Genomic DNA, 25,333 nt, shown 5'->3' with positions numbered 1-25,333 from the left:
AAGTTGATATTACTTGCCTGCCGCAGTCAACAGATTATAAATGGTCTGCGCAGTTTCGGCCCGGCTTGCCGCCGCTTTCGGAGCGAACAGCCCGCTCGCATGCCCTGACATAATTCCCAGGCCTGCTGCCTCTTGGATGCTCGCCGCCGCCCAGGAAGAGATGGACGATTGATCCTTGTACACCTGAGTGTTGGCCGAAGCCCCGGCTTGTTTCGCTGCCGCATATTTATAAGCCTTAACTGCAATAACTGCCATTTCTTCACGGGTAATGCTCCGATCTGGTGCAAACGCGGTCTGCGTAAGGCCGTTAACCAATCCGGCCCCATGCGCCGCAGCCACTTCATCCGCATACCAGGCATCTGCCGGAATATCGCTGAATTGCGTATCTTCTACCCCCGTATGCAATCCCAAGGCCCGTACAATCATCGCCACGAATTCAGCCCGTGTTGTCTTGGCATCCGGAGCGAACAGCGTTTCCGACTGGCCGGTTACGATGTGCTTCGCCGACAATGCCTTAACGGCTCCCGTAGCCCAGTGCGAAGCGGAAAGATCGGTAAAGCTCTTCTCGTAAGCCAGTACACCGTAAGTGCTGAAATGGCCTACATTTGCGGTGATGGTATGCTGTGCTGCATTGACCTTGCCGCCTACATATTCCCAGGCAGAGGTCTGTTCGTTCAAATAATAGATGCCTGACAGATCGGCGTTCAGACTGTTGTTGTAAGATAGCGTTAGCTGAATTTCTTTCGGGAAGGCTGCAAGGCGCACTTCTTCGCCATTCGCCTTCTTATAGAAGAGATTGAAATCATAAACGCCGCCTGCTGTCAGCGCCACACCCGCTTCAGCAGGTGCAGGCGTTGCCGCCTTAGCTGCAATATTCAAGTAGATATTGCCCTGATTATTGTCGTTCGCCTGCGCTGCAAGTGCCTGCAGCACCCCAGACGGAATGGTTACCATTCCGGCATCCGTGTGCACTGCCAGGCTGCTGCCCTTGAGCAGTTCCCCGCTATTAGCCGGCAGTTTCACCGGAACGCCCGCTTTACCGTCTACTGTTGCTACACCGTTAGTGACAGCCGCCAAATCGGAAGCCGGCACAGTTTGCTCAGTAACCACAACCGGAGCACTTCCGGTATTGCTGCTGCCTGTATTACTTGTGTTGCCAGTATTGCCGTTGACTGTATCAGTACCGCCGCCGTTGTCGGTACCGCCGCCGTTGTCGGTACCACCACCGTTATCGGTTCCACCGCCGTTGTCGGTACCGCCGCCGTTATCGGTTCCACCGCCGTTGTCAGTACCACCACCGTTATCGGTTCCACCGCCGTTATCGGTTCCACCGCCGTTATCCGTACCACCACCGTTATCGGTTCCACCGCCGTTGTCAGTACCGCCGCCGTTGTCGGTTCCACCGCCGTTGTCTGTACCGCCGCCGCTATTAGGCGTGCCGTTCTTGATTTGTTCCAGCATCTCGTCCAGGCCAATCCCGCCAATCTTGTCCTGAGGAACCGCATCTACAGCGGCATTCTGGCCAAGTGACAGGAAGTTCTTCACGATAAACTGGATATCTGTATCATCCACGGTTCCGTCCTGGTTGATATCAGACTTGGGATCACTGGTATTATAAGCCAGTCCAGCCTGCTGCAAATCAAGAATGTCGATAACTTCATCGCCGTTGACATCCCCGGCCAGCGAGCCGTGCAGGGATAACAGCTGCTGCGAGCCGATCATCTTGCCGTCTTCAATCTTGTAAGCAGTGCTTGAGCGGCTGATAGAAGTGTGTCCCGGCGCTTTGAAGGTTACTTTGATTACCTCGTCTGAGACAGGAATCGATTTAAGATCATATTGGGCATTCCGGTCTACGGTTGCCGTATATTTTTTGCCGGATTCAGTTTCCGCAAATACTTCGAAATTCATCTTGCTGTAATCCTTGCCAAACTCCATATATTCCCCGTTAACCAGGAAGGCTTCCGGGCTTACAAAGCCGTACAACCGCGAAGTCTTGGATACAAAATCCATATAATCCGTTGTATACGACGGAGTATATAAGGCTTCTTCCGTCCCGGCTTGAGTCACGAAGAGATCCGTAGCCAGAATCGTGGCCACCTTATTATAGTAGGAGTCGCCACTTACTTTATATTTCAGCTTCAGGAACGGTACATCGCCATCGATCCCGGTAAGGTTCTCACCTTGCAGTTTTACTTTTACGCTGCTGTAGAAATCTTTGATATCATCCTGGAGCTCCACCGTAGCCCCCTGCTTTGCCGCAAGTGCCTTGAATTCATCCGTGACATCCAGCGACTCCAGTTTGAAGTTCCCGGTAAGTTCCTGAAGTGTAAACTCCGCTCCGGTGAATGCTTTCAGATTATTCATGTTGATCGTCGCAGTAAAGGTATCACCTACTTTTACCGTTTCCCGGTCCAGTTCAGTAAGTGCATAAGTGGTATCAGGGGTCAGATACACATATTTATTGCCCAGCCAGGTCGTCCCTACCGTTGCAGGGTCCCAGCCGAAGAGCCGCAGTTCATAAGGTTCCGATGCGAAGTCTTCCTTCGTAATCCCGTAACGGAAGTCACCGTTCTTATCGGCCTTAAAGTAACCGGACATGAACGGGCTGCCGTATTCATAAAAGCTTACCGTATTGTCGCTTTGATCATAGGAATATCCCGCCTCTTGCAGTGTCTTCACGCTGCTGTCTGTAATGTTCCCGTGTACCCAGATAGCGGAAATATCTTTGCCGTCATACGTTTCTGTCGTGAACAGCGAATCATCATTCACTTCAATGATCTGTGGAGTCAGTACAGCTGTATCTCCGGCAGCATTCGTAGTCTTAAGTGAAAGCTCCGGTGATGTATTATCTACCAATGTCATCGGTGATTCCACTTGATAGGATTCACCGTCCGCATCTATGGAGAACGCCTCCAGCGCATATTCACCCTCTGGAACAAAGCGGGAGACTTTAGAGATGCTGCCGTCTTCTGTAAATGGATAGACATAGCCTTTGAACAAATTGAACAGCATGATGTCTTTACCTACAGCAAGATCTGCAGTATTTACAGTGCCCAGGAATCCTAGTACCTCTCCGGTCTTGTAATCCTTAAGATAGACATCCATAGTCTCCATCGGGCTCTTCATAGAGAAATAGGCAGTTGTAACCCAATTGGAGTAGGAATGCATCACATAGTTATTAGAAATTGCGGGCGGATCCATTTCCAGGTAATCGAGGCCTTTGTCCGATACCCGGATGAGCAGCGGCAATTGGTAAACGTCCGCAGCATCTGCTTCGTTGATTACATGAATATATCCTTCATAGGTTCCGTTCGGCACCGAATCATTTACCAGCAGCTGGGTATCGAAGGTTGTGCTGGATTCTGCAGGTACGGATACCTCGTCTCTGCTTAGTGTAATCGGGGCGCTCGAAGGCAGCTCCAGCTCCAGGTGATAGGTCTTGGCGTTCTCAGCCCCGTTATCCAGCTCCAGCGTCTTGCTGGCTGAAGTGGTCTTCCCTTCTTCGGTATACACACTTCCGTAGTTCAGGGAACCGGTAATATCGGCAATCTCAACATACTCATTGTCAGCGGAAACGCTGGTGGTTGTATCCAGCACCTTAACGGTCGTATCCGCATGAACTGCACGATAAGCATCTACTCGTCCTGCGCCGACTTCATAGATCGAATAGTCCTTATTTAAGTCAACGCTGGTATTCATAAGGGCAGCTTTGACATCAAAAGGCGTATAGTCCGGATGCTTCTGCAGAATCAGAGCGGCGATGCCGGTAACATGCGGAGTCGCCATGGACGTACCGGACATCCGCGTATAGGCGATATCATAGTTGCTCTGGTTGACCGGATCATTCATATATACCGGATAGGTGGAGAATACCGCTACACCCGGAGCTACAAGGTCAGGCTTGATGTCATCTGTTCCGGACACGGGCCCCCGCGAGCTGAAATCAGCCAGCAAATCGCCCTGCGACACGGTGTCGCTCACATCCGTAAAGCTGATGTAAGGCTTGGCCATCTTCTTCAGGCTCTCGCCTGCCGCCTGCTCAACCTGGAAGGTCGGAATATACCCGGAAGCCTCACCCAGATAATTATCGATATAACCGGTTGTATTATTATAGATAATGGCCGCAATCGCACCGGCTTTGGCGGCATTCTTGATTTTGATGTTCAGGCCGATCTCTCCGCGTGCGATCAGGGCAACTTTGCCAGCCACATCAAGGCCTGCAAAATCAGCAGCCTTGCCTAAGCCCGCGTATACGATTTCCTGCTCTGTACCGACGATGCTGGCAGGTTCATAGTTGAACTCTTCCCCGAACAGCTTCATCGTCAGCGGCTGGTAGACCGTATCCGTAACCGTAGCAGACTCTTCATCTGCGGCTGCCGGAACGGCCGCATCATATACGGAAGCCGTAACCGTAGGAATGGCGATCGGCACGCTGGAGGCACCGATCGTTATCCCCAGTGCGCTGGCGCCCGGTGTTCCGAGCGTACCCGCCGCCGGACCGTCGTTGCCTGCGGCAATTACGCTGACTACACCGGCAAGCATTGCGTTATTAATGGCTATGGACGTTGGATCGAGCGGATCATTCAGCTTCGAACCGAGCGACAGGTTGATAACATCCATTCCATCCTGAACCGCCTTGTCGATTGCGGCGATAATCCCGCTGTTCGCACCCGATCCATATGGACCGAGGACACGGTAGGAATACAGCTCGACATCGGGCGCAACACCCAGGGCGGCATAATCGACATCATTGGCCTGCTGGCCGGCAATCGTCCCCGCTACATGCGTACCATGTGCAGTAAAATATTCTTCTGAATCGGATTCCGGCTTACCAGCTGCCTCCCAATCTTTGTACGTGGTCTCCATTGGATCGGCATCATTGTCAATAAAGTCCCAGCCCTTAACGGTTGCCGGATCGACAGCCGCCGGATTTTCACCATCCGTCTTACGGTATCCGTGATAGACGCTGGTCAAATCGGGGTGATTATAATCAATCCCGGTATCCAGAATACCTACCTTGATGCCTTTACCGGTAACGCCCTCGTCATGCAGCTTGTCCACCCCAATGACTGGAAAGCTTTCCATCATCAGCTTACTGGTGTCGGCGGCCTCTTCTCCTGCAGTCAAATCAGCGGCGTTGTCTTCCCCTGTAAGATCAGTAGGAATAACCGTATCCTCCGGCAATTGAACTGTAGTATCATTCCAGATCTTTTTGACCAGACCGGAACTCGCCAAATCCCGCACAGCAGTGCCCGGCAAGGTCACAGCCACACCGTTAAAAGCTTCGCGGTACTCCTGATAGATCGAAATTTCCGACGGGTTATACGCGAATGCGCTGCGGCTCTCCAGTTTGTTGACCTTCAGTTTACCGATAAAAGCCTTGAAGTCCTCATGGGACTGTTCTACCTGATCTTCAGCGGAGGTCAAAGAGAATTTCTGCGCCTTTCCTGCACTTGTCAGCCCGGCTACTGCCGCCGGTTCAGGGATAAATTGGACGATAACGTTGACAAGCTCTGTGCTCTCCGTGTTAATTTCGGGCGAAATAACCGGTCCGGTACTGACACTGATCTGTTCCAGTGCCTGTCTTTGTGCCGGGGTCAATCCCTTAAGAATAGCTGCCGCCTGTTCCGAGGTGAACTTACTGCCCGCGGAAGGCGCCGCAAAAGCGGCAGGGGCCAGTAAAGTAGAAACCAGCATTCCCCCTGCGATTGTGCCGGAAAATAAGCGATTCATTGTTCTGCGCTTCATTAGATTCCTCCATGACATCAAAGTTAATAGATTGGTAGATCAACAGACATACTGCAAATGTGCTTGGACCCAATTTTTTAACTTACTATAATCTGTAGGATTTTTGCTGTAAATTGGGGTAATTGCGTGATTCAACTCATAGTAAAAAAGGAAATATTAGTAGGTTTATTGTCATTTATTCGGATAAAACATGATCCGCGCAGACGAAATCGCGCCAAAAAAACCGCTTTCTCTTGAAAGCGGCCGCCGTACCTGCTCTGTTTTACCCCAAATGAGGCTGTACAGAATTCATATATATAACATCCTGCCCCGACCCTGGATTAGATTACCTTATGCTGAACCCATTTCTCGCCAAGGAACCGCCGCAGGAAGATGAAGCCCCGCACGCCCCATTCGCAGTTCATCGCCAGCCATACACCGACAATGCCCATACCGAACTGGATGCCGAGCAGATATCCCAGCACAACGCGGAACAGCCACATCGACAGCATCGAAACCATCGATGTATATTTGGAATCACCCGCGGCCCGAAGGGCCGACGGTGTAATGAAGCTGATCGACCACAGCGGAATCTGGGCAATGGAATTGATCAGGAAGACCAGGAAAATGTCGCCGATAATCTCAGCCGGAGGATGGAACAAGGACACCAGCGGATGGTAAAACGGGAAGATCAGCAGCGCCATCAGCACAAAGGAAACCGACGACAGCCAAAGAAACGATTTGACGAATTTGCGGGCGTCCTTCACATTTCTGCTGCCCATGCATTGGCCTACCACTGTAATGAGCGTCAGGGACAAGGCATTCGCAGGAATCTGCATGACTCCGGCCAGGGTAGACGTGATGGCATTCGTGGCAATCGCATAGGTGCCCAGACTGACGATGAAGACTTGGGTCAGAATCTTACCGCCGTTAAAAAACATCTGCTCTGCGGCAAACGGCAGGCCGATATTCATAATTCGTTTGAGCATCGTCCAGTTCAAGACCAGCAAATCGCGGATTCTCACATGCAGCGTATTGTCCATCCGGAACAGATAGATGAGTGCGCAGACCGCAGCCAGATATCTGGATACGTTGATGGCAATGGTCATCCCGAACACACCCATATGCAGACCGTTAATGAATACAAAATTCAGCAGAACATAGATCAGGTTCATGATCAGAGACAGCACGAGTGAAGCCCTGGTCCTGCCGATTCCGCGCAATGCACCGCAGACCGCTTCTACAACAGCGATACCCAGATAGGACAGGCTGCTTCCGATAAGATACGTCCTGGCATTGGCCATTACCTCTGGCGAAGCCGCACCAAACAGCAGGTTCAGCAGCGGACCGTGAAGCACAATCCCGAACAAGCCGATGCATAGCGCCATCAAAGAAACTGATGAGACTGCACCGGCTGTGGCTTTGGAGACCATCTGGTCATTACCGCTCCCTTTATACTGGGCGACAACAACGGTCCCTCCAGTGGAAACTGCAATGAACACACTGATCAAAAAAATATTAAGTGAATCGATCATATTAACGGCGCTGATCGCCGCCACACCGGACGAGCTGATCATCGCCGTATTCACTAGATTCAGACCGACAATAAAGGCCTGATCGACCAGAAGCGGTATAAATAACGCTATCATTTGGCGGTAATCTATGGATTCTCCGGAAAAATACTTGTCGAGGAACAGGCTGCCCCGTTTCCCCTTTACCTTGGGCTCTAGCATAACTTCACTTCTTTATATTAGAATTAGGGTTTCGTCATTCTAACATATGGAGTCCAGAAGTCAAGGAATCCGCCGATTCTCTCAGAGATTAGACACTTCTCATAGAAGGAGAGAGCGTCAGGGTGAATGTCTTATCGAACGGGGTCATCACATTGACCAGCACCGCCTTGCAGTTGTTCTGCAGCTTCGCTTCACGTACCGTACTCGCCAGATGGCCAAGCTCTCCCCCCGTCAGTTCCAACCAGTCTTCGCCGCTGGTATAGCGGAGAACGCCTCCGCTCCAGAGGTAGCGATCCTCTTCTACCGCCTGCAGCTCGCCAGAAGTAAAGCTTCCTTCCCTGCCAAAAACAAAGGACAGCTGGGTCATGACCTCCCCCGGCTCCTCACAATGCACCCGGATCGTCCAGCCCGTGTCTGTGCGCTGCACCTCCGCCTCCACGCGAAACGTCTGCTCATGTGTGAGCGTACGGCTCTGGTGCGGGAGCAGATACCAGGGGCTGACCGCTGCTGCTGCAGTCGGCGGAAGAAGGGCTCCTTCGACCGGACCATAATACCCTTTCTTCTGCTCGCCTGCGAGGCGGTATCCGGCGGACAGCTTCGTTATTTCCTGCATCGGGACGAATCCCGGATTGAAATAAGACGCCAATTGCACGGCCAGCAGCCGCACAGCACCATGGCGCAGCGCAAAGAAAGACGGTGTCTCCGTGATCAGCGTTACACTGGTATCTTCATCCCTAAAGCGGGCAACGGGTGCCCCGAAATCGGTATGCAGCCGGCTGTGAAAAATCCGCCCCTGATGACCGGCGGCCTCCATGTCCTGCAGATAGCTGTGCCGCAGAAAATCCCCGTTCAGTAGCGTCTCGTACTTCACAGGCAGCTCTGCCACGGCCCCGAAAGACTGCTTAAGCTCTGGCTCAAGCAGCATCCTCACCAGCACATTGGCCGAGCAGACGCCCGGATGGCTGAGCGCCCGCCCGGCCCATTCCGCCATGGCAGCGAACTGCGCATCGTTGTCTGCACGGGCCAGAATTGCGTAGGGCAAATAATACGGGGAGAGATCATGGACACTCCCCAGATCCTGCCGCCCGGAATAATCGGTCACGACCTCGCCCGAAGGATGGACCAGATAGACCATCATCCGCAGATTCAGACGGACCGGTTCCAGGAGCTGCGGCCGGTCCAGCAGGCGGGCGGCATGAATCAGCATGATGTCGCTGACTGCATTGTAAATGCCGTTGCTCCGCTCCGTCCATTCCCCGTCCGGGGTAATGTCCATTCCCTCTGCCAGCCACTGATCCGCTCGCTGCACAAGCTCTTCCAGTCCAAACAGCTTATGCAGAAATCCAAGCGCCGCACAGATCACCCAGCGGTGGTTCGGGGTATGGACGCCGCCCGTAAGCATGACGGGCAGCGTCCGCTCAAGAAACAATCTCATATTGTCCAGCACGGGCTGGAGCGGCTGCCATTCCTGCTGCGCCAGCAGCTGATAGAGCTGGGCATAACCGACGATGACAAAGGCCGTGTCCGGCGGGGAATGATAGTTCGTCCAGCCCGGGGAGATGGAGCCGTCCTCATGCTGGGCACGCAGCACGAACTCCGTTGCCAGCCGCAGCCGGTCCAGCAGCTCTTCATCCCGGTAGTACTTAGAATCGGGGTTTACCAGGGCGGCCCCCCAATAACACATCTCAGTCGGTGTGCCGGTGGTGTGATTGACCCAGGCAACGCCTGTGCCGGGATCTATGGTACCTCCGTAATACCGGCACTCCGGATCAAGCACCTGCCGGGATAATCCGCTCTCTACCGCCAGATCATTGCTGGCCACCAGTTGCTTATACATGATGGTTCCCTCCATTAAGAATCATTTCTTGTATCATAACTGGTCCTCGTATAACTTATCTACAGCCGGCCCAGCTCCCTGCGGATACGTCCGGGAATTTCTGCAAACAGCTGGCTCCAGGAAACGAACAGATCCTCCCGGTCAGCATATATCCATTCCTCATAAGACAGAGAAGGCGTGAACCGGCAGGTCTGCAGATAACGCCGGACCCGCCGGTCTGTCTCTTCGTCCGTAGCCAGAATGCCGCGGAAGAAATCCCCGAAGATTAGCCCGTCCGCCCCGGCTTCCTCCTGCGTGCAGGAGGCAAAGGCCGGCAGCAGCTCAAAGACTTCAGGGATCGGGGAGAGGGCATGCTTGCCGGGCTGGACATACAGAACGGCCCGCGTTCCGCTCAGATTGGCGGAGCCGCGGAGCAGCCCTTTCAGGTATTTCCCGTGGAAGCTGGCTTCAACATCCGCCACCTCCCCGTTCCTGCCGATATATACCCACACATGCTCCAGATCATAGAGATGCTGGATATCATAATCGTAATATATCGCATATTCCACAATCGCTTCTACTTCGGGACGGTTCTCGGCCAGACGGCGCCGGAAGGAGGGGGAAACCCCGTCCTTCCGCAGCACAGTTACACCGAAGCGGACCGGGAAAAACAGCTCGCTTCGGTCGAACCATAAGCGCGGGGCATACCGGATAGCCAGCTTACGATCTGCATCGCTCAGCTTGCTATCTTCATTGCCTAACTTATGGTCTTCATCGCTCATGATCTGGTCTTCATCACTTAACTTGTGGTCTTCATCGCTTAACTTGCGGTCTGCATCGCTCAGCTTATCATCTTCAGCGCTCAGCATACCGCCTACCCCCTGCCCGCCAGCTTAGCCGTAAGCAGGCGGTGGCTCTCATGAATTTCCTCCGGCCGGCAAGCCGCCTTCAGCTCATACACCTTGACCTGGGCCCGCTCAATCATCGGTAAATAGGCATCATAGAATTCCATATTTCCGCTGTTCACATAGGGACACCAGTGGTCGGAGAGGCCGATGGTCTCATGGACGTGAACGCCCACGATATCATCCATCAACCCCTCCATCTCTCCTACACTGTCATACAAGCCCATCCGGTCCATCATGATGGCATGGCCGGTGTCATACCAGATGCCGACAGGTGCGCCCTTTAACGCGCTTATTACCGTTTTGGCTTCCGCGAGCGTTGGAATTTGCTGCGGCCGGGAGCGTGTCTCGATCCCAAAGCGGACGTTTATGCCCTTGGAGGCCGCGCGGTTGCATACTTCATCCAGGCTGCGGATAATCGTCTGCACATAGCCGGCGCTATAAGCCTCCCGCCGTTCCAGCAGCTCCGCCCACTTGCTGCGGTACGCTTCCGAATCCCTGCCTTGTCCGCTGTAAATCTGCTCCAGCTCCTTGGCAATATCATTCGGAAAAGGCACTTCGCCGGGATGCACCACCACGGCCTCGCCGCCGTAACGCTGGGCGTACTCAGCCGAACGGACCAGCAGCTCCACCGCCCGCTGCCGTTTCGTCTCATCCCCGAAGCCCAGCAGCACGGAATCCGTGCCGTAATCGGGATCGGGAACGTGAGGGAAGGTGTTATGAACACTGGAAACGCCGATCTCCCCCCGCTCGATCATCGGCTCAATCGCCCCCAGCATTGCTTCGGTGACATTATAGTTCAGCTCCACCCGCCGGAAGCCAAGCTCACGGATTTCCCGCAGCATGCTGCTGCCATCCGTATGCCGTTTAATATTCCAGCAGGTTGAGAATGAGAATGCTCCTTTGTCTTCCACAGCCATGTTCTCCCTTCTGTACACCCTGCCTTGCAGGTCACCCTTTGACGGCACCAAGCATGACCCCGCTGACAAAATATTTCTGCAGCCACGGATACACGGCAAGGATCGGCACCGTAGCGAAGATAACCGTTGCTGCTTTGAGGCTCTCCGGAGTCAGCGCAGTCCGGTTGGCCCCCTCCATCTGTGTCAATTCGGAGACCATATTGTTCTGCACCATCTGGAACAGTTTGAGCTGAAGCGGGTACAGATCGGGATTATTGATATACATAAGTGAATCCTGGAAGCCGTTCCAGCGCCCCACCGCATAAAAGAGCGCCAATGTGGCCATAACCGGCATAGATAACGGCAGGATAATGCTCATTAATGTGCGGAAATGCGAGCTGCCATCGATTTCAGCCGATTCTTCCAGACTTGGCGGAATATTGTTGAAGAAGGAGATAAGGATAATCAGGTTAAACGGGCTGACCAGACCGGGCAGAATCAGTGACCAGACCGAGTCGATCATTTTCAGATCACGGATCAGCAGATATTCAGGAATAATCCCTCCGCTGAAAAACATGGTAATGATGATCAGATACATGAAAAACTTGCGGCCCTTCAGTTTAGTGTTGGTCAGCGGATAGGCTGCTGCAATCGTGAAGATCATGCAAAGCAGCGTGGTGGCCACCGTCAGAATGATCGTAAAGATGAGCGAGCGGATCATCGCATTGTCAGAAAATACATTAATGTATGCATTCCAGTTCACTTCTATCGGGAAAATCGTCACTTCACCGGATGTGATTGCCCGGTTGGAGCTGAGCGACACAGCAATTACGTGCAAAAACGGAGCCAGACAGAACAGGACGAACAAGGTAACACATGTAATATTGACGATATCAAAAATCCGGTTTGAGGTGCGTTCACTCATAGCACTCCGCCTCCTTCTTTTATCATATGATGCCGTTGCCGGTCACTTTTTTCGAAATATAATTGGAGCCGAGAATGAATACCAGCCCCACCACCGCCTGGAACAATCCGACTACAGTAGCCAGCGTATATTGGCCCGATTCCAGACCGATCCGGTATACAAAGGTGCTGAGCACATCGGAATATTCACGTACCGCTGTATTCCCGATGATGTAAGGACGGTCAAAGCCGATGCTGACCATTTTCCCGAGGTTGAGGATAAGCAGGGTCACGATGGTTGGTTTAATGCTTGGAAGCGTAATATAGCGGATCTTCTTGAGCCTGGTTGCCCCATCGACTTCAGCTGCTTCGAACAGCTCGCGGTTGACACCGGTCAATGCCGCCAGATACAGGATGGTTCCCCAGCCGGCACTTTGCCAGACGCCAGTAAACAAGTACGTAATGAGCCAAGGATTTTTTTCGGTCAGGAACGGAATGGGAGAGAGGCCCAGCCCCTGCAGCACTTCGTTCACCATACCGGACTGGTTGCCGAACAACTGATAGACGATCCCCCCGATGATTACCCAGGAAATAAAATGGGGGATGTAGAGGATGGTCTGCGATATTTTTTTGAACCATACCGACTTGATTTCATACAGCATAATCGCCAGAATAATCGGGGCCGGAAAGGAGACCAGTAAATCCAGAAAATTCAGCATAAACGTATTGCGCAGGGTGCTGTAGAACTCCCTCATGCCAAAAACCTCGCGGAAGGCGTCGAAGCCGATCCACTCACTGCCGCCGATCCCCTGGAACAAATTGAAATCCTTAAAAGCGATCTGCACACCATACATCGGACCATAACGGAAAATTAGAAAATAGATAATAGGCAGCGAAAGCAGCGCATAGAGTTGCCAATACCGTCTAAAGTAACTCGCTTTGCTCAAGTCGGTCTCCTCCTATGAGAAAAACCGGGTGAAGCGGCATCTCACCTCCCCCCCGGTTTTCACTTTATATTTGTTATTTAGCCGGAAGCTCTGTAAGTGCCTTCTCCAGCTCTGCCTTCAGCTTATCTCCGCCCAGGGACATGTAATCCTTCATCTCCTGCTCATATACGGATTCGAACTCATCCGGCTTAGCCATCGCGGTCTTCACAATAATTACGGCCAGCTTGTCATTGAGAGTAGTGCCGTATTGGCCTTCCGCTTCAATTGGCTTACCAAAGACGATCGGGCCGACGGTGTCGGTATTGGCAATCGCAATCGACTGCTTCAGCATTTCCTGGTTGCGTTCCGGGAAGCCGCTGATCCATGCTTTTTCGTTGGTAGCCTGATCTCCGAGGTTTTTGCCGTTGGAGATGATTGCTGTGTCACCGGCATTGAACAGACGGTCAGCAAATTCCTGAGGAACATCTGCTTTAACTACTGGAATGCCGTCAACCAGATCATAGTTTTCCCCTTCAACACCGCTGTAGATATCGATCAGGTTGTTCCCTGAAGCCATCCAGTCCAGATACTTAACCGCTTCCACCGCACGTTTGCTGCTCTTCGGAATCATAATGTACATGCCGTTCGAGGCATAGCGGGATTTAATGTGCTTATTGTCGACCTTGGCGTTAGTCAGAACATCCACCGGAAGCACCTTGCTGCCCTCTACATTTTTGGAGAGATTATCAAGGGTTCCGTCGGCATAGAACAGGACATCCACATCCTCTGACCAATAGCCTACGTTGCCGTTCTGAATATCCTTGGCCAGCTGGGTTTTATCCTCGTCCAGACTGAAATCCTTGCTGATCAGCCCTTCATTGTAGAGCTTATTGAGGAATTGCATCGCATCTTTGAAGCCCTCATGCAGCGGCAGCTCATAGCGCTGGCTGTAGGTCAGATCCCCGCTGATCGGCTTCATGAAGGAATAGATCAGTGTCTCGAACTGGGCCGGAGCGAGCGCCATGCCCATTGGGATGTTTTTGCTTCCGAGACCGCCCGGGTCCTTCTCTTTAAACGCTTTCAAAGTTGTATACAGCTCGTCAGTTGTTGTCGGTACAGGGAGGCCCAGTTTATCGAGCCAATCCTGGCGGATGTAGGAGCTGTAACGGCCCGTAATCGCCCGTTTGCCCGGGATGGAGAACTGCTTGCCGTCAAGCTGGCCGAATGCCAGTGTTTCGTCGCCAATGAATTTCTTCAGGTTCGAACCATATTGATCGAGCAGATCCCCGACATCTGTCAGGCCGCCCTGCTGGGCGTAGCGGTAAAATACACTGGAATCATACGTAAATACAATATCAGGCACATCCGTGTTGCTTGCCATGAGTACATTCAGCTTCGTAACTTCCTCAGAGCGCTGAACCGGCACGAATTCGACATCAATGTTATTCGGATCGCCGAAATTTTTCTGAATCAGCTGGGACAGATAGTTGTTGGTAATGGTATAAGGCTCCGGGCTGTTGCCGCGGTCAAAGATTTCTACCTTCAGTGTGACACGCTCGGCGCTCTCACTTGGTGCTGCTGTACTTCCATCTGCCGTGTTTGTCTTGGAATCAGAGGAGCAGCCCGCCAGCAGGGAAGCCCCCATTACTGCGGTCAATCCGATTCCGATGGCCTTCTTCAGAAATCCTTGGTTTACGTTCACTGTCATTGTTCCATCTCCTTCGCCTTTACAAGGCTATAATGGTGACTTTATGATCCCCGTGCCTTCCACCTGTCCATCCCTAAGCGGAAATCCTCTGATGTGCTGCTTGACCGCTTGCCGTTCGGGATGCCCACAGTATTCCATAACTTTCGGCAGTCTGACAATAAACCTGTTTCGGATATGTCCTTTGCCGCGAATTCGGACTTCCGGTTTATCGGACCAACCATTTTCGTATGATAAACCGCTTTCATAAGCAGTAAAAAAAGAGGCCGCATCCGTGTTTGCATGCTCCTGACGGAGCTTTGCGAGCAGGAATGCGGCCTGGCAAGCCAGAATCAGTCCGACGTTTCACCTTTGGTACCGGCAAGCTGAAACTGCTTCGCCATGGATTCATTAACAGGACAACCGCCTTAGGCTTTGGATGCTCCGCGGCGCTTCAAAGAACGGTAATCGCCGGGCGTGATGCCGGCAACCCGCTTAAATACCCTGCCGAACGTAATCGCATTTGCATAGCCCACCTGGAGCGCGATATCCTGCAGTGAATATTCCGTCTCCAGCAGCAGCTGTTCCGCTTCCTTCATCCGCAGCTCCGTAACGAAATCAACAAATTTCATTTTGAATTCCGTTTTGAACAGGTAGCTGGCATATTTGCCGGACACCTGAAACCGGTCACTTAAATGCTTCAGGGAAAGATCCGGATTGGCAAAGTTCTCCTCGATATAGTTCTTCATCTCGTTGACCATCGCCCGGTAGCTTTTGGTCTCACTGACAGAGACATAGGTCCGGAATAACTCTGTCAAATATTCAAACAGAATGCTCTTCACTTCACCGATGGAGTCAGCCTTTTCCAGCCCCTTCAGCCGGACCCGGGCATTCTCTGCCGACAGCTCATCCTGCAGCTGCTCCGACATCACGGCCACTTCACGGCTCAGCATCTGCAGCATAGCCTGAATCAGCGAGCGGATATCGTCATCCTGCAGAAAATCCTGTTCAAACGCCTCAAAAATCGACTCCAGCTGCTCCCGCCATTGACCGCTCGACATCCGGAACTGTTTGACAAACTCGGCAATCATCTGCAGATATTTGTACGTTTCAAGCAGCGGCTGGCGCGCTTCCCCGCATTCCGCCAGCGCGATATCTTCCTGCATCAGCAGCTTATGCTGCATGACATATTCGGCCGCTGCATAAGACTCCCGGATCGTTCCCGGTCCGGATGCAGCCGGGCCGATGCCGAAGCTGAGCGAGATCCGCAAATTCTGCTCTACCCAGGAACGGCAGTCTTCAGCGAAAATGCGGATCTTGCCGGTCATTTCCTCATCGCTGCCGGTGGCCAGGAAGAGAATCGCGGCCCGCTCGGTCCCGACCCACTCCGCCCAGCCCTGAAGCTCAGCATTTCGCGCCAATTCCTGAAACACGTTCATCAAGGCAAACTTGAGCGTATTCTGGTCTCCCCTTGTATAACGGTCCTCAAATACCTGCTCATAGCGGTTAATTTCGCTGAGCACAACCATAAAGCGGGAGGAGGAATCGGCACCGGTTAGCGGTGACAGTTCCTCCAGCCGCTGGATGACGTTGTCGAGCCGCTCGCTGTGCAGCAGATCGGTGAACAGCTTGCTGCGCTGCAGCAGCAGGTTCTCCCGGCTTTTTTTATCATAATCCGTCATGTTGTTAATCAGATCCTCCAGCACCCCGTCAATGAGCATCATTTCGTCAGGCCGGTCGGTCGACCGGTCCATCATACGGATCTGGTGGCCTTCAATCCGGTTCATAATCACCTGGATCGGTTTATAATTGCGCCGGGTCACATAGACCAGGTAAAAAATCGCACAGATAACCGTCCCAAGGGCAATCGCCACCCAGAGATAGGAAATCACAGACACCCAGCTGAACAGGTTGCCTGCCTTAATTCCGCTGGAGAACGTCCAGCCGAGCCTCTCCAGATAAAGCGTGTTCAGCAGCTTGCCGCTGGCGGCACCCTCACTGTCCGAATGCGCCTGATACACGGTCTGTCCATCGCTGCCGGAAATGGTCAGGAAAGAGAGCTGCTGATTGACCATGCTGTCGACAAGCTGCTCAATTCCGCTCATTTTGATATTGATCACCAGTACCCCCCCTGAGCCGAAGGGAAGCGGCATGGCTTTATTTATAGTAAGCACACGTATGGGCGTACGCTGAATAAACTCATATTTATATTCCCTGACGGGCTGCCAGCCTTCCGGCAGAACACCGGAGGTTATTTGCCTAATCCAGCCTTCGTCTACAAATCCGGTAAGCTCCTTCAATCCAGTTTCCGTTAAAACGCTTTCATTTCTTTTGTCGTACAGATAGATCGATTGGATGTAGGAGGATTCGTGAATAAGACCACGCAGGCTCTGGGCTACTGCATAGATTGCCCCCGTATCCGCTTTACCCTGATTATTAAAGTAACGCTTATAGGCATCGCTGCGTTCGGCAGCTTCCAGTACAGACAGTTCGACTTCTTTGACCGTCCGGTCCACATTATCCATGAGATAACTGGCTGAGATGCGGTCCGCCTTCTTGGTCTCCATCCGGGAGATGTCATTGATAAATACAAACGAGGCAAAAATCAGGATTGTCACAGTTAGCAAAAAGATAGGAAAGTAGGATAGCAGCAATCGGTGATACCAGGTACGGAACATTAGACAACCCCCTCCACAACCGTTAGGATACCAGGCCGCGGTCCGGCCGCTCCATGCACACGCCGCTCCGGAAACTCGGCTGCGCTCAAATAATCGAAGCTTCCGTCCGAATTGCTGCCATTATAGCACATGCCTCCGGGACCCGGCCAACAGGGAAAATAATGGATTCTCGTAACAATCTTGTTCCCCGGAGGTGACGAATGAAGCAGCCGGATGGCCCTAAACCAAACCGGAGAGTTTGGCTGCCGGGTTTCCGCCCAATCAGTGGGATTTATCCCTCTAATTCCGCCCGGCGGCCGGGTTTCTGCCCAATCAGAGGGATTTATCCCTCTATTTTCGCCCGGTGGCCGGGTTTCTGTGCAATCAGTGGGATTTATCCCTCTATTTCCGCCCGGCGGCCGGGCTTCCGCCCAATCAGAGGGATTTATCCCTCTATTTTCGCCCGGTGGCCGGGTTCCCGCCCAATCAGAGGGATTTATCCCTCTATTTTCGCCCGGTGGCCGGGCTTCCGCCCAATCAGAGGGATTTATCCCTCTATTTTCGCCCGGTGGCCGGGCTTCCGCCCAATCAGAGGGATTTATCCCTCTGTTTTCGCCCGGTGGCCGGGTTTCCGCCCAATCAGTGGGATTTATCCCTCTAATTCCGCCCGGCGGCCGGGTTTCTGCCCAATCAGAGGGATTTATCCCTCTATTTTCGCCCGGTGGCCGGGTTCCCGCCCAATCAGAGGGATTTATCCCTCTATTTTCGCCCGGTGGCCGGGTTTCCGCCCAATCAGAGGGATTTATCCCTCTATTTTCGCCCGGTGGCCGGGTTTCCGCCCAATCAGAGGGATTTATCCCTCTGATTCCATCCGGTGGCCGGACTTCCGCCCGGGACGGCCAGGCTCCATCTCCTTACGAAGATTTCCTCCTTAATCCACACATTTCCGATGCTTTTTATCCCCGCAACAGTAGGAGTCCACACGCTCCTAACCAATGCAAAAGGCGGGGTAAGCACAGCCGCAGCCGCACAACCCCGCATACACACTCACATGGGCAAATCCGCCAGATCACGGCCGCCCGGTCCGCCGCCCAACAAGGCTTACAAACCGCTGACTTCCCGGATATAACGGCGCGCCTTGATCGCGTATTCCAGCGGATCGGCCAGCGCCGGGTCCTGCTCCGCTTCCACCACGAACCATCCCGTATAGGACGCCGCCGCCAACTCGGCAAAAATCTCAGCAAACGCAATGCACCCGTCACCCGGCACGGTGAACGCTCCTGCTTTTACCGCCTGCAGGAAGCTGAGCCCATCCGAAATCACACGCTGGACAACCCCGGGCCGGATATCCTTCAGGTGGACATGCTTAATCCGCGGCAGATGAGCCCGCAGCACCTCCAAAGGATTCTCACCGGCAAAAGCCAGATGCCCGGTATCAAACAGCAGGGATACCTCGCCGGGATCAGTGAGCTCCATCAGCCGGGTGATTTCAGCCGCCGTCTGCACTCCGGTTCCCATATGGTGGTGATAGACAAGCGACATATCCTTCTCAGCAGCCAGGCGGCCCAGCCCGCCCAGACCCGCAGCGAGCGCCGCCCACTCCTGTTCCGTAAACACAGGCTTGGCAGCGAACAGCGGCGTATCCATCTGCCCTTGGATGCTCCGCCCCTGCTCGGAAACCACAATCACTTTGGCTCCCATCTCATGCAGAAAGTCACGGTGGGCGATAAAAGCTTTAGCGGTCTCCTCATAAGGACCTGCCGTCAGGTAGGCACTGAACCAGGCGCTGGCAATCTGCAGCCCGCGCAGCTCAAGCGCCCGGTGCAGCCGCTCCGGAGAACGCGGATATTTGTTACCCACCTCGCTGCCCTCATACCCGGCAAGTGCCATCTCACTAATGCACTGCTCAAACGTATTGTCCCGCCCCAGTTCGGGCATATCATCATTAGTCCAGGCGATGGGGGCAATGGCCAGCCGGACCGCATGTTCTTTGAACATCATGGGTACTACCCCTTCCATTATCACAGGTATGGCAGCAGGCTTCAGCCGCCCGCCGCAGAGTTCCCTTGCTTCGGCAGCACAAGCTGCTTAAACAACTTAATAACTGCGTGCCTTCTCCAGCTGCCCTTTTTTCTGCCCGTAGGCGGTCTGCACGGCTTCGCTGCCGGACACTTCCGGTACACCGACATGCCACCAGGCTCCATAGCCGTGTGTCATTGTCTTCGGCAGCACCTTGATGTCGATCAGCGTGGACCGTTCCGCCCGCCGGGCTTCCGCTAGAGCATTACGCAGCTCTTCCACAGTCGCCGCCCGGAAGGTCTTAACCCCATAGCCGGCGGCACTGGCTGCATAGTCGATGACCATCAGCCCGCCGCTTAATTGGCCATCTTGGCCGCGATGGCGGAACTCCGTCGCCATGCTGTCCAGACCCTGTTCCATCTGCAGATTGTTGATGCAGCCGAAGCCTGCATTGTCGAGCAGTATGACGTTGATCTTCTTGTTCTCCTGCAGGCTCGTTACCAGCTCCGAATGCAGCATCTGATAGCTGCCGTCTCCGACCAGGGCGTATACTTCCCGCTCCGGTTCAGCCAATTTGATGCCGAGTGCACCGGCGACCTCATACCCCATACACGAAAATCCGTATTCCATATGGTAAGTATCCGGCACAGCCGAATTCCATATCCTCTGCATATCGCCCGGCAGGCTGCCGGCTGCTCCGATGACGATGGCGTCCTCAGGGATATATTCATTAAGTATCGCAAGCACCTGTGTCTGCGCCAGCGAAGTATTCAGCGCCTCCGCATACTCGGGTAGCCTCTCATCGAGATGTCCGGCAATTTCCGGCACGAATGAATCTGCCGGGCGGTCTGCTTCCTTCACACCATTCAACGCATCGGCTTCCTTCACACCGCCATCCTTCGCACCGCCCGCCTTCAAGCTGCCCTTTATCCCCGTATACTCCACACTGGCCAGACGTGTTCTTTCCGCTGCCCATGCCTTCTTGGCCTCTGTGATTTCATCCGTATAAGCAGAGCGATAGCCGCGTTCCTCCAAAGCAGCAGATAACGCCTTCAAACCTTCTGCAGCATCACAGACCACAGCCAGTGCGTCCAGCTTAGCTGCATGGTAAGGTGAGGCGTTGAGCGTCAGAAACTCCGCCTCAGGATGCGCGAACAGGCTCTTCGAGCCTGTGGTGAAATCCGTAAACCGGGTGCCGACACCGATCACCAGATCGGCAGCCTGCGCCAGCGTATTGGCGCAGCCGTTGCCGGTGACCCCTATGCCGCCGAGGTTGTAGGCGAAACTGCTGGCCACCGCGCTTTTTCCGGCCTGTGTCTCCCCGAAGGGGATGGCGAATTTCTCGGCAAAAGCGCGCAGCTCAGCTCCGGCGTCACTATACCGGACACCGCCGCCGCAGATCAGCAAAGGCCGCTGTTTGCCGGCAATCAGGTCGGCCGCCGCAGCGATCTCATCCGGACGGGGGAGCCGGGGGGCGACCCGGTGGATACGCCGCTTGAAGAACTCCAGCGGATAATCCCACGCTTCCCCCTGCACATCCTGCGGCAGTGCGATCGTAACCGCCCCGGTATCGGCCTGATCGGTCAGCACCCGCATCGCGTTCAGCAGTGCCGTCATCAGCTGCTCCGGCCGGTAAATCCGGTCCCAATATTTGCTCACCGCCTTGAAGGCATCGTTGACCGTAATCGAAAGATTGTAAGTATGCTCCATCTGCTGCAGCACCGGATCCGGCTGACGGGTGGCAAAAGTGTCGCCGGGCAGCAGCAGCACAGGAATCTGATTCGCCGTCGCCGTCGCAGCAGCCGTCAGCATATTGGCCGAACCCGGCCCGACAGAAGCGGTACAAGCCATAATCCGCCGCCTGCGGCTCTGCTTAGCGAACGCGGTCGCTGCATGCACCATTCCCTGCTCGTTCCGTCCCTGGTAGACCGTCAGTCCGCCCGGTGCTTCCTGCAGCGCCTGTCCCAGACCGAGCACGTTACCATGGCCGAAGACGGTAAATATGCCATGGATGAAGCGTTCCGGGCCACTGCCAAAGTCCACATACTGCTGATCCAGAAATTTTACCAGCGCCTGCGACGTCGTTAATCTGATTCGCTCCACTTCATTTCCTCCCTTCACCTGTTCTACTGCCAGCGGGCAGTAACGACCTTTTTGCGGGTGTAGAATTCAACTCCATCGCTTCCGTTTGCATGAAGATCACCGTAGAAGGAATCCTTCCAGCCGGAGAAGGGGAAGAAGGCCATCGGCGCCGGTACCCCGACATTAACCCCCAGCATGCCTGACTCGATATGCTCCCGGAAATAGCGTACTTTCCCGCCGTCATTCGTAAAAATACAAGCCCCGTTGGCAAAACGCGAGCTATTGGCGATCTCCACCGCCTCTTCCACATTTTTGACCCGTATTACCGACAGCACCGGCGCAAAAATTTCCTCCTGCCAGATCTTCATCTCCCGGGTCACCCCGTCAAACACCGTCGGGCCAATAAAATAACCCTCTCCCTGCACAGCAGCATCTTCCCGGCCGTCCCTGAGCAGCTTCGCTCCTTCAGCCACACCCTGATCAATATAAGCGGCGGTTTTGTCCTTATGGCCTTGGCGGATCACTGGTCCGAGAAACGTATCTTCGTCCAGCCCGTTACCAATAGTCATACCGTCACATTCACGCAGCAGGACCCGGATCAGCTCATCAGCAACCTCCTCCTGCACCGTCACTACTGAGCAAGCCATGCAGCGCTCTCCGGCTGAGCCGAAGGCCGCATTCACAATCTGGTTTGCGGAAGCTTCAAGGTTCGCGTCTGCCAGGACGATGGAATGATTTTTTGCCCCGGCCAGCGCCTGAACCCGCTTCAGGTGGGCTGTTCCTTTTTTGTAGACATATTCAGCCACCGGCTGCGATCCGACAAAAGAAATTGCCTTCACATCAGGATGCTCCAGCAGCCCGTTGACCACCTCATGCGCACCGTTAACTACATTGAGCACACCCTTCGGCAGTCCGGCTTCCGCCAGCAGTTCAATAAGGCGCGCCGCCAGCAGCGGGGTACGCTCCGAAGGCTTCAGCACAAAGGTGTTGCCGCAGGCAATGGCCAGCGGGAACATCCAGCAGGGTACCATCATCGGAAAATTAAACGGCGTAATCCCGCCGACCACCCCGATGGGATAGCGGTACATCCCGGACTCAATACCTGTCGCAATATCCGGCAGCTGCCGGCCCATCATCAGTGTCGGCGCACCAGCCGCGAACTCCACACACTCAATACCGCGCTGGACCTCGCCGTAGGCTTCCTTGAAGCTTTTGCCGTTCTCCAGCGTAATGGTCTTCGCCAGTTCCTCCCAATGGTCTACGAGCAGCTGCTGATATTTGAATAAAATCCGCGCTCTGCGCGGCACCGGCGTTTTGGACCAGTCGGCAAAAGCCGCTTTCGCCGCCGCCACGGCCCGGTCAACATCGGCTCTGCCGGACAACGGAACTCTGGCCAGCTCCTCACCAGTGGCCGGATTAAACACCGGCTCTGTCAGCTTCGTATCCGCCTCTACCCATTGCCCGTCTATATAGTTGTTTAGTACTTGCACGGTTTGCTGTGCCATTCTGTCCACTCCCTCGGCTCTAATGATGTACTGCTGCTGATCTATGGCATAGTTTTTCGATGTTTGGTACTCCCTTTGCTCTCTTTGCTACCTTTGGTGCTAACCTCTGTTCTCCGGTCTCAAGCCCCTTCTCACTAAGCACCTGAAGTGATCTCCTCATTTGTCAGTAAGAACGCTTCCAATTCATCCAGGGTCGGCATCGCGTCCGAGCAGCTGTGGCGGGAGATGACGATGGAGGCCGAAGCACTGCCGCGGCGCATGGCTTCACTGACACTATCTCCGTGCATCAGGCTGTGGATGAAGGCGGAGGCATAAGAATCGCCGGCGCCGAACGTTTTCAGTACCTTGGCCGGGAAAATACCGCTCCGGTGACTCTGCCCGTCTGCTGTATAAGAGATCGAGCCGCTGCCGCCATGCTTGATGACAACCAGCTTCGCCTGATGCGAGAACCAGCGGCTGGCCGTACTTTCATCGTCTTCGTCTGCCACATTGTACAGGCTCTCCATCATATTGAATTCCTCGCGGGTACCGATGATGCAGTGGCATTTCTCGGCAGCCAGATTATAGTAGACAGCCGTCTCTGCGGCCGATTTCCAGGTATACGGGCGGTAATCCAGATCGAAAAATACTGTGACGTTATGTTTGCGGGCAAACTCCAGTGCCAGAAACACTGCCTCACGGGAGGGACTCTGCGCCAGGGCGGTGCCGGAGATCAGCAGCGCCTTGGCCTGCCGGATGTAATCCTCCGAGATCTCCCCAGTATTCAGCAGCAGATCCGCCACATGATCCCGGTACATCAGAATGCTGCATTCCTGCGGACTCTTAATTTCGGTAAAAGCAAGCCCTGTCACCGCACCGGTGCGGTCCACGCTCACCTGGCTGTCATCAATGCCATTCTGCTGCAGATAGGTGCGGATAAACCGGCCCATCTGGTCATTGGCAAGCTTGCCGATGAAGCCAGTGCGCAGGCCCAGCCGGGCCGTGCCGATTACGATATTGGCAGGCGAGCCGCCGACATATTTGGTAAAGGTCATGGTCTCTTCCATAGGTCTGCCAGTTTCATTGGCATTCAAGTCAATACAGAGCCGGCCGACGGCGATTAAGTCCAGCGGCCGGGCGGGATCAAACTGTAAACCGTTCATAGTGACGCCTCCTTGAAAAAGCTTCAGAGAAAAGGGACCGGAACAACTACTGCCCGTTCAACAAAACCAATACAAATCATTACCGGGGAAGGGTAAGCGCTTAACCTAATTTTCCCCTTTAGTATAGTTTAGAAGTTCAAGTTTGGCAATCCCAAATTTGAAGCGCTATCATCACACTTGCACACCAGCCTTACAAGACACGCAAAAAAGCCAGTCTATGTACTAGACCGGCCTTTCAGGTGCCAAGCTTATGAACTTGAACCTTAGTTTTTTTGCAAATTCAAAATTTCTGCTCTTTCCAAATTCTCGAATTCAACTCCGCCTTTATTTATATAATATGCGCTGTGATATTTCTCAAAATGAATGCCCAGCGGCTTTTCGCCGATTTCCGTAAACCCATAATCTTGAGCTTCCAAGACCAATTTACGGTAGGAGTAGCTTGTTTTCTTTCCTTCCTTATCCCGGAAGTTTGACAGATGGAACGGCAGGATCGACAAGATTCCGCCTTTTTTCAGAGTTCTTGAAGCCTCTTCATACAGGGTGAATCTATGAAATCCATCGCCATGCAAGAGATCATAGAACATGATCATGTCAAAAACATCATTTGAAAAGTTAAAGCTATAATCCTTGTTCCCTCCGGCAGTTATAATATTTACCAAACCTTCCTCATCAGCTACCTTAGAAACATGTTTCAGGCAATCCTTATTGATATCTACTGCATATACCTGTCCGTCCTTGCCTCCCAGAAACCTTGAAGCGGCTATTGAATAATGACCAAATCCACATCCATAATCTAAAATCGCCGCATTGCGGGGCAGACCGAGATTTTGAAAGAGCCTGACGCCCTCTTCCCGTTCCCACTGTTGTACCTTCTCATGGATTGACACCTACGCCCAACTCCTTAAGATATCTTTCTCTTTCAACCCGGTACCGGACCCGTGGAATGACGGACAACCAGCTCAGGCATCAGCATGATTTTGCGCCTCGGCATCTCCGGGTTGTCAATGGCTTGGTTCAGCAGAATCATGGCCTGCTCCGTCATCTCGCGCAGGGGTTGGGCAATGCTGGTTAAAGTGGGATGGCAAATGTCAGCCAGCATCGTATTGTCAAAGCCCACTACGGACAGATCCCGGGGAATGGACAGACCCGCGCTGCGCGCCTCCTTCAATACCCCGATAGCGAGCAGGTCGTTGCAGGCGAACACTGCTGTCGGCCGCTCCGCCTCCGTCTGGCCCAGCATCGCGGCGGCGGCTTTGCGGCCGTTCTCAAGCGTAGCCGAAGTATGCGTGATATTCGCCGGATTGTCGAAGGGGATACCCGCCGCCTTCAGCGCAT

General features: G+C 53.7%; 16 protein-coding genes. All 16 read right to left on the bottom strand.

The genetic code is table 11. The annotated features are described in order from the left end of the window. Window positions 1-9: 9 nt before the first annotated feature. The 16 genes from QU597_RS01230 to QU597_RS01155 all read right to left on the bottom strand — a co-directional run bounded on the left by QU597_RS01230 (window position 10) and on the right by QU597_RS01155 (window position 25,328). On the bottom strand, window positions 10-5,748 hold the full coding sequence (locus QU597_RS01230) for a S8 family serine peptidase (protein WP_310831004.1): 5,739 nt from the start codon (window positions 5,746-5,748) through the stop codon (window positions 10-12). 320 nt (window positions 5,749-6,068) lie between these two features. Continuing rightward, a complete protein-coding gene (locus tag QU597_RS01225; protein ID WP_310831003.1) occupies window positions 6,069-7,460 on the bottom strand; it encodes an MATE family efflux transporter in 1,392 nt (463 codons plus the stop codon). 88 nt (window positions 7,461-7,548) lie between these two features. After that, the gene (locus QU597_RS01220; protein ID WP_310831001.1) at window positions 7,549-9,297 is read right to left on the bottom strand and encodes a hypothetical protein; all 1,749 of its coding nucleotides are present in this window, start codon (window positions 9,295-9,297) and stop codon (window positions 7,549-7,551) included. A gap of 59 nt (window positions 9,298-9,356) precedes the next feature. Next, the gene (locus tag QU597_RS01215; protein WP_310831000.1) at window positions 9,357-10,145 is read right to left on the bottom strand and encodes a hypothetical protein; all 789 of its coding nucleotides are present in this window, start codon (window positions 10,143-10,145) and stop codon (window positions 9,357-9,359) included. A 5-nt stretch (window positions 10,146-10,150) separates the two neighbouring features. Further along, window positions 10,151-11,101 carry a sugar phosphate isomerase/epimerase family protein gene (locus tag QU597_RS01210; RefSeq protein WP_310830999.1) on the bottom strand — a complete coding sequence of 317 codons (951 nt, stop codon included), beginning with the start codon at window positions 11,099-11,101 and terminating at the stop codon, window positions 10,151-10,153. A 31-nt stretch (window positions 11,102-11,132) separates the two neighbouring features. Next, on the bottom strand, window positions 11,133-12,005 hold the full coding sequence (locus QU597_RS01205; RefSeq protein WP_310830998.1) for a carbohydrate ABC transporter permease: 873 nt from the start codon (window positions 12,003-12,005) through the stop codon (window positions 11,133-11,135). A gap of 22 nt (window positions 12,006-12,027) precedes the next feature. Then, window positions 12,028-12,930, bottom strand: coding sequence for an ABC transporter permease (locus QU597_RS01200; RefSeq protein ID WP_310830997.1), 903 nt, complete (start codon window positions 12,928-12,930; stop codon window positions 12,028-12,030). Window positions 12,931-13,003: 73 nt separating this feature from the next. Continuing rightward, window positions 13,004-14,617 carry an extracellular solute-binding protein gene (locus tag QU597_RS01195; protein WP_310830996.1) on the bottom strand — a complete coding sequence of 538 codons (1,614 nt, stop codon included), beginning with the start codon at window positions 14,615-14,617 and terminating at the stop codon, window positions 13,004-13,006. Between the two features lie 404 nt (window positions 14,618-15,021). Beyond that, window positions 15,022-17,271, bottom strand: a complete 2,250-nt coding sequence (locus QU597_RS01190; RefSeq protein ID WP_310830995.1) for a helix-turn-helix domain-containing protein — start codon at window positions 17,269-17,271, stop codon at window positions 15,022-15,024. Beyond that, on the bottom strand, window positions 17,271-17,402 hold the full coding sequence (locus tag QU597_RS01185; protein WP_310830994.1) for a hypothetical protein: 132 nt from the start codon (window positions 17,400-17,402) through the stop codon (window positions 17,271-17,273). Before QU597_RS01185 ends, QU597_RS01190 begins: the two co-directional genes overlap by 1 nt. Window positions 17,403-18,351: 949 nt before the next feature. Continuing rightward, entirely contained in the window at window positions 18,352-19,248 is an 897-nt protein-coding gene (gene iolE / locus QU597_RS01180) for a myo-inosose-2 dehydratase (RefSeq protein WP_310833201.1), read from the bottom strand. A 99-nt stretch (window positions 19,249-19,347) separates the two neighbouring features. Then, the gene (gene iolD / locus QU597_RS01175; protein ID WP_310830993.1) at window positions 19,348-21,372 is read right to left on the bottom strand and encodes a 3D-(3,5/4)-trihydroxycyclohexane-1,2-dione acylhydrolase (decyclizing); all 2,025 of its coding nucleotides are present in this window, start codon (window positions 21,370-21,372) and stop codon (window positions 19,348-19,350) included. Between the two features lie 23 nt (window positions 21,373-21,395). Continuing rightward, complete coding sequence (locus QU597_RS01170; protein WP_310830992.1) at window positions 21,396-22,856, bottom strand: CoA-acylating methylmalonate-semialdehyde dehydrogenase; 1,461 nt, start codon at window positions 22,854-22,856, stop codon at window positions 21,396-21,398. A 134-nt stretch (window positions 22,857-22,990) separates the two neighbouring features. Beyond that, window positions 22,991-23,998, bottom strand: coding sequence for a 5-dehydro-2-deoxygluconokinase (gene iolC / locus QU597_RS01165; protein ID WP_310830991.1), 1,008 nt, complete (start codon window positions 23,996-23,998; stop codon window positions 22,991-22,993). A 263-nt stretch (window positions 23,999-24,261) separates the two neighbouring features. After that, window positions 24,262-24,885: a class I SAM-dependent methyltransferase gene (locus tag QU597_RS01160; protein WP_310830990.1), complete on the bottom strand. Its 624-nt coding sequence runs from the start codon at window positions 24,883-24,885 to the stop codon at window positions 24,262-24,264. Between the two features lie 32 nt (window positions 24,886-24,917). Next, window positions 24,918-25,328: a LacI family DNA-binding transcriptional regulator gene (locus tag QU597_RS01155; protein ID WP_310833200.1), complete on the bottom strand. Its 411-nt coding sequence runs from the start codon at window positions 25,326-25,328 to the stop codon at window positions 24,918-24,920. Window positions 25,329-25,333 lie beyond the last annotated feature (5 nt).

It is taken from the genome of Paenibacillus pedocola, assembly GCF_031599675.1.
Taxonomy (GTDB): Bacteria; Bacillota; Bacilli; order Paenibacillales; family Paenibacillaceae; genus Paenibacillus_AQ; species Paenibacillus_AQ pedocola.
The sequence above is the reverse complement of the archived record's forward strand: the minus strand, read 5'-3'. Positions and strand labels throughout refer to the sequence as shown.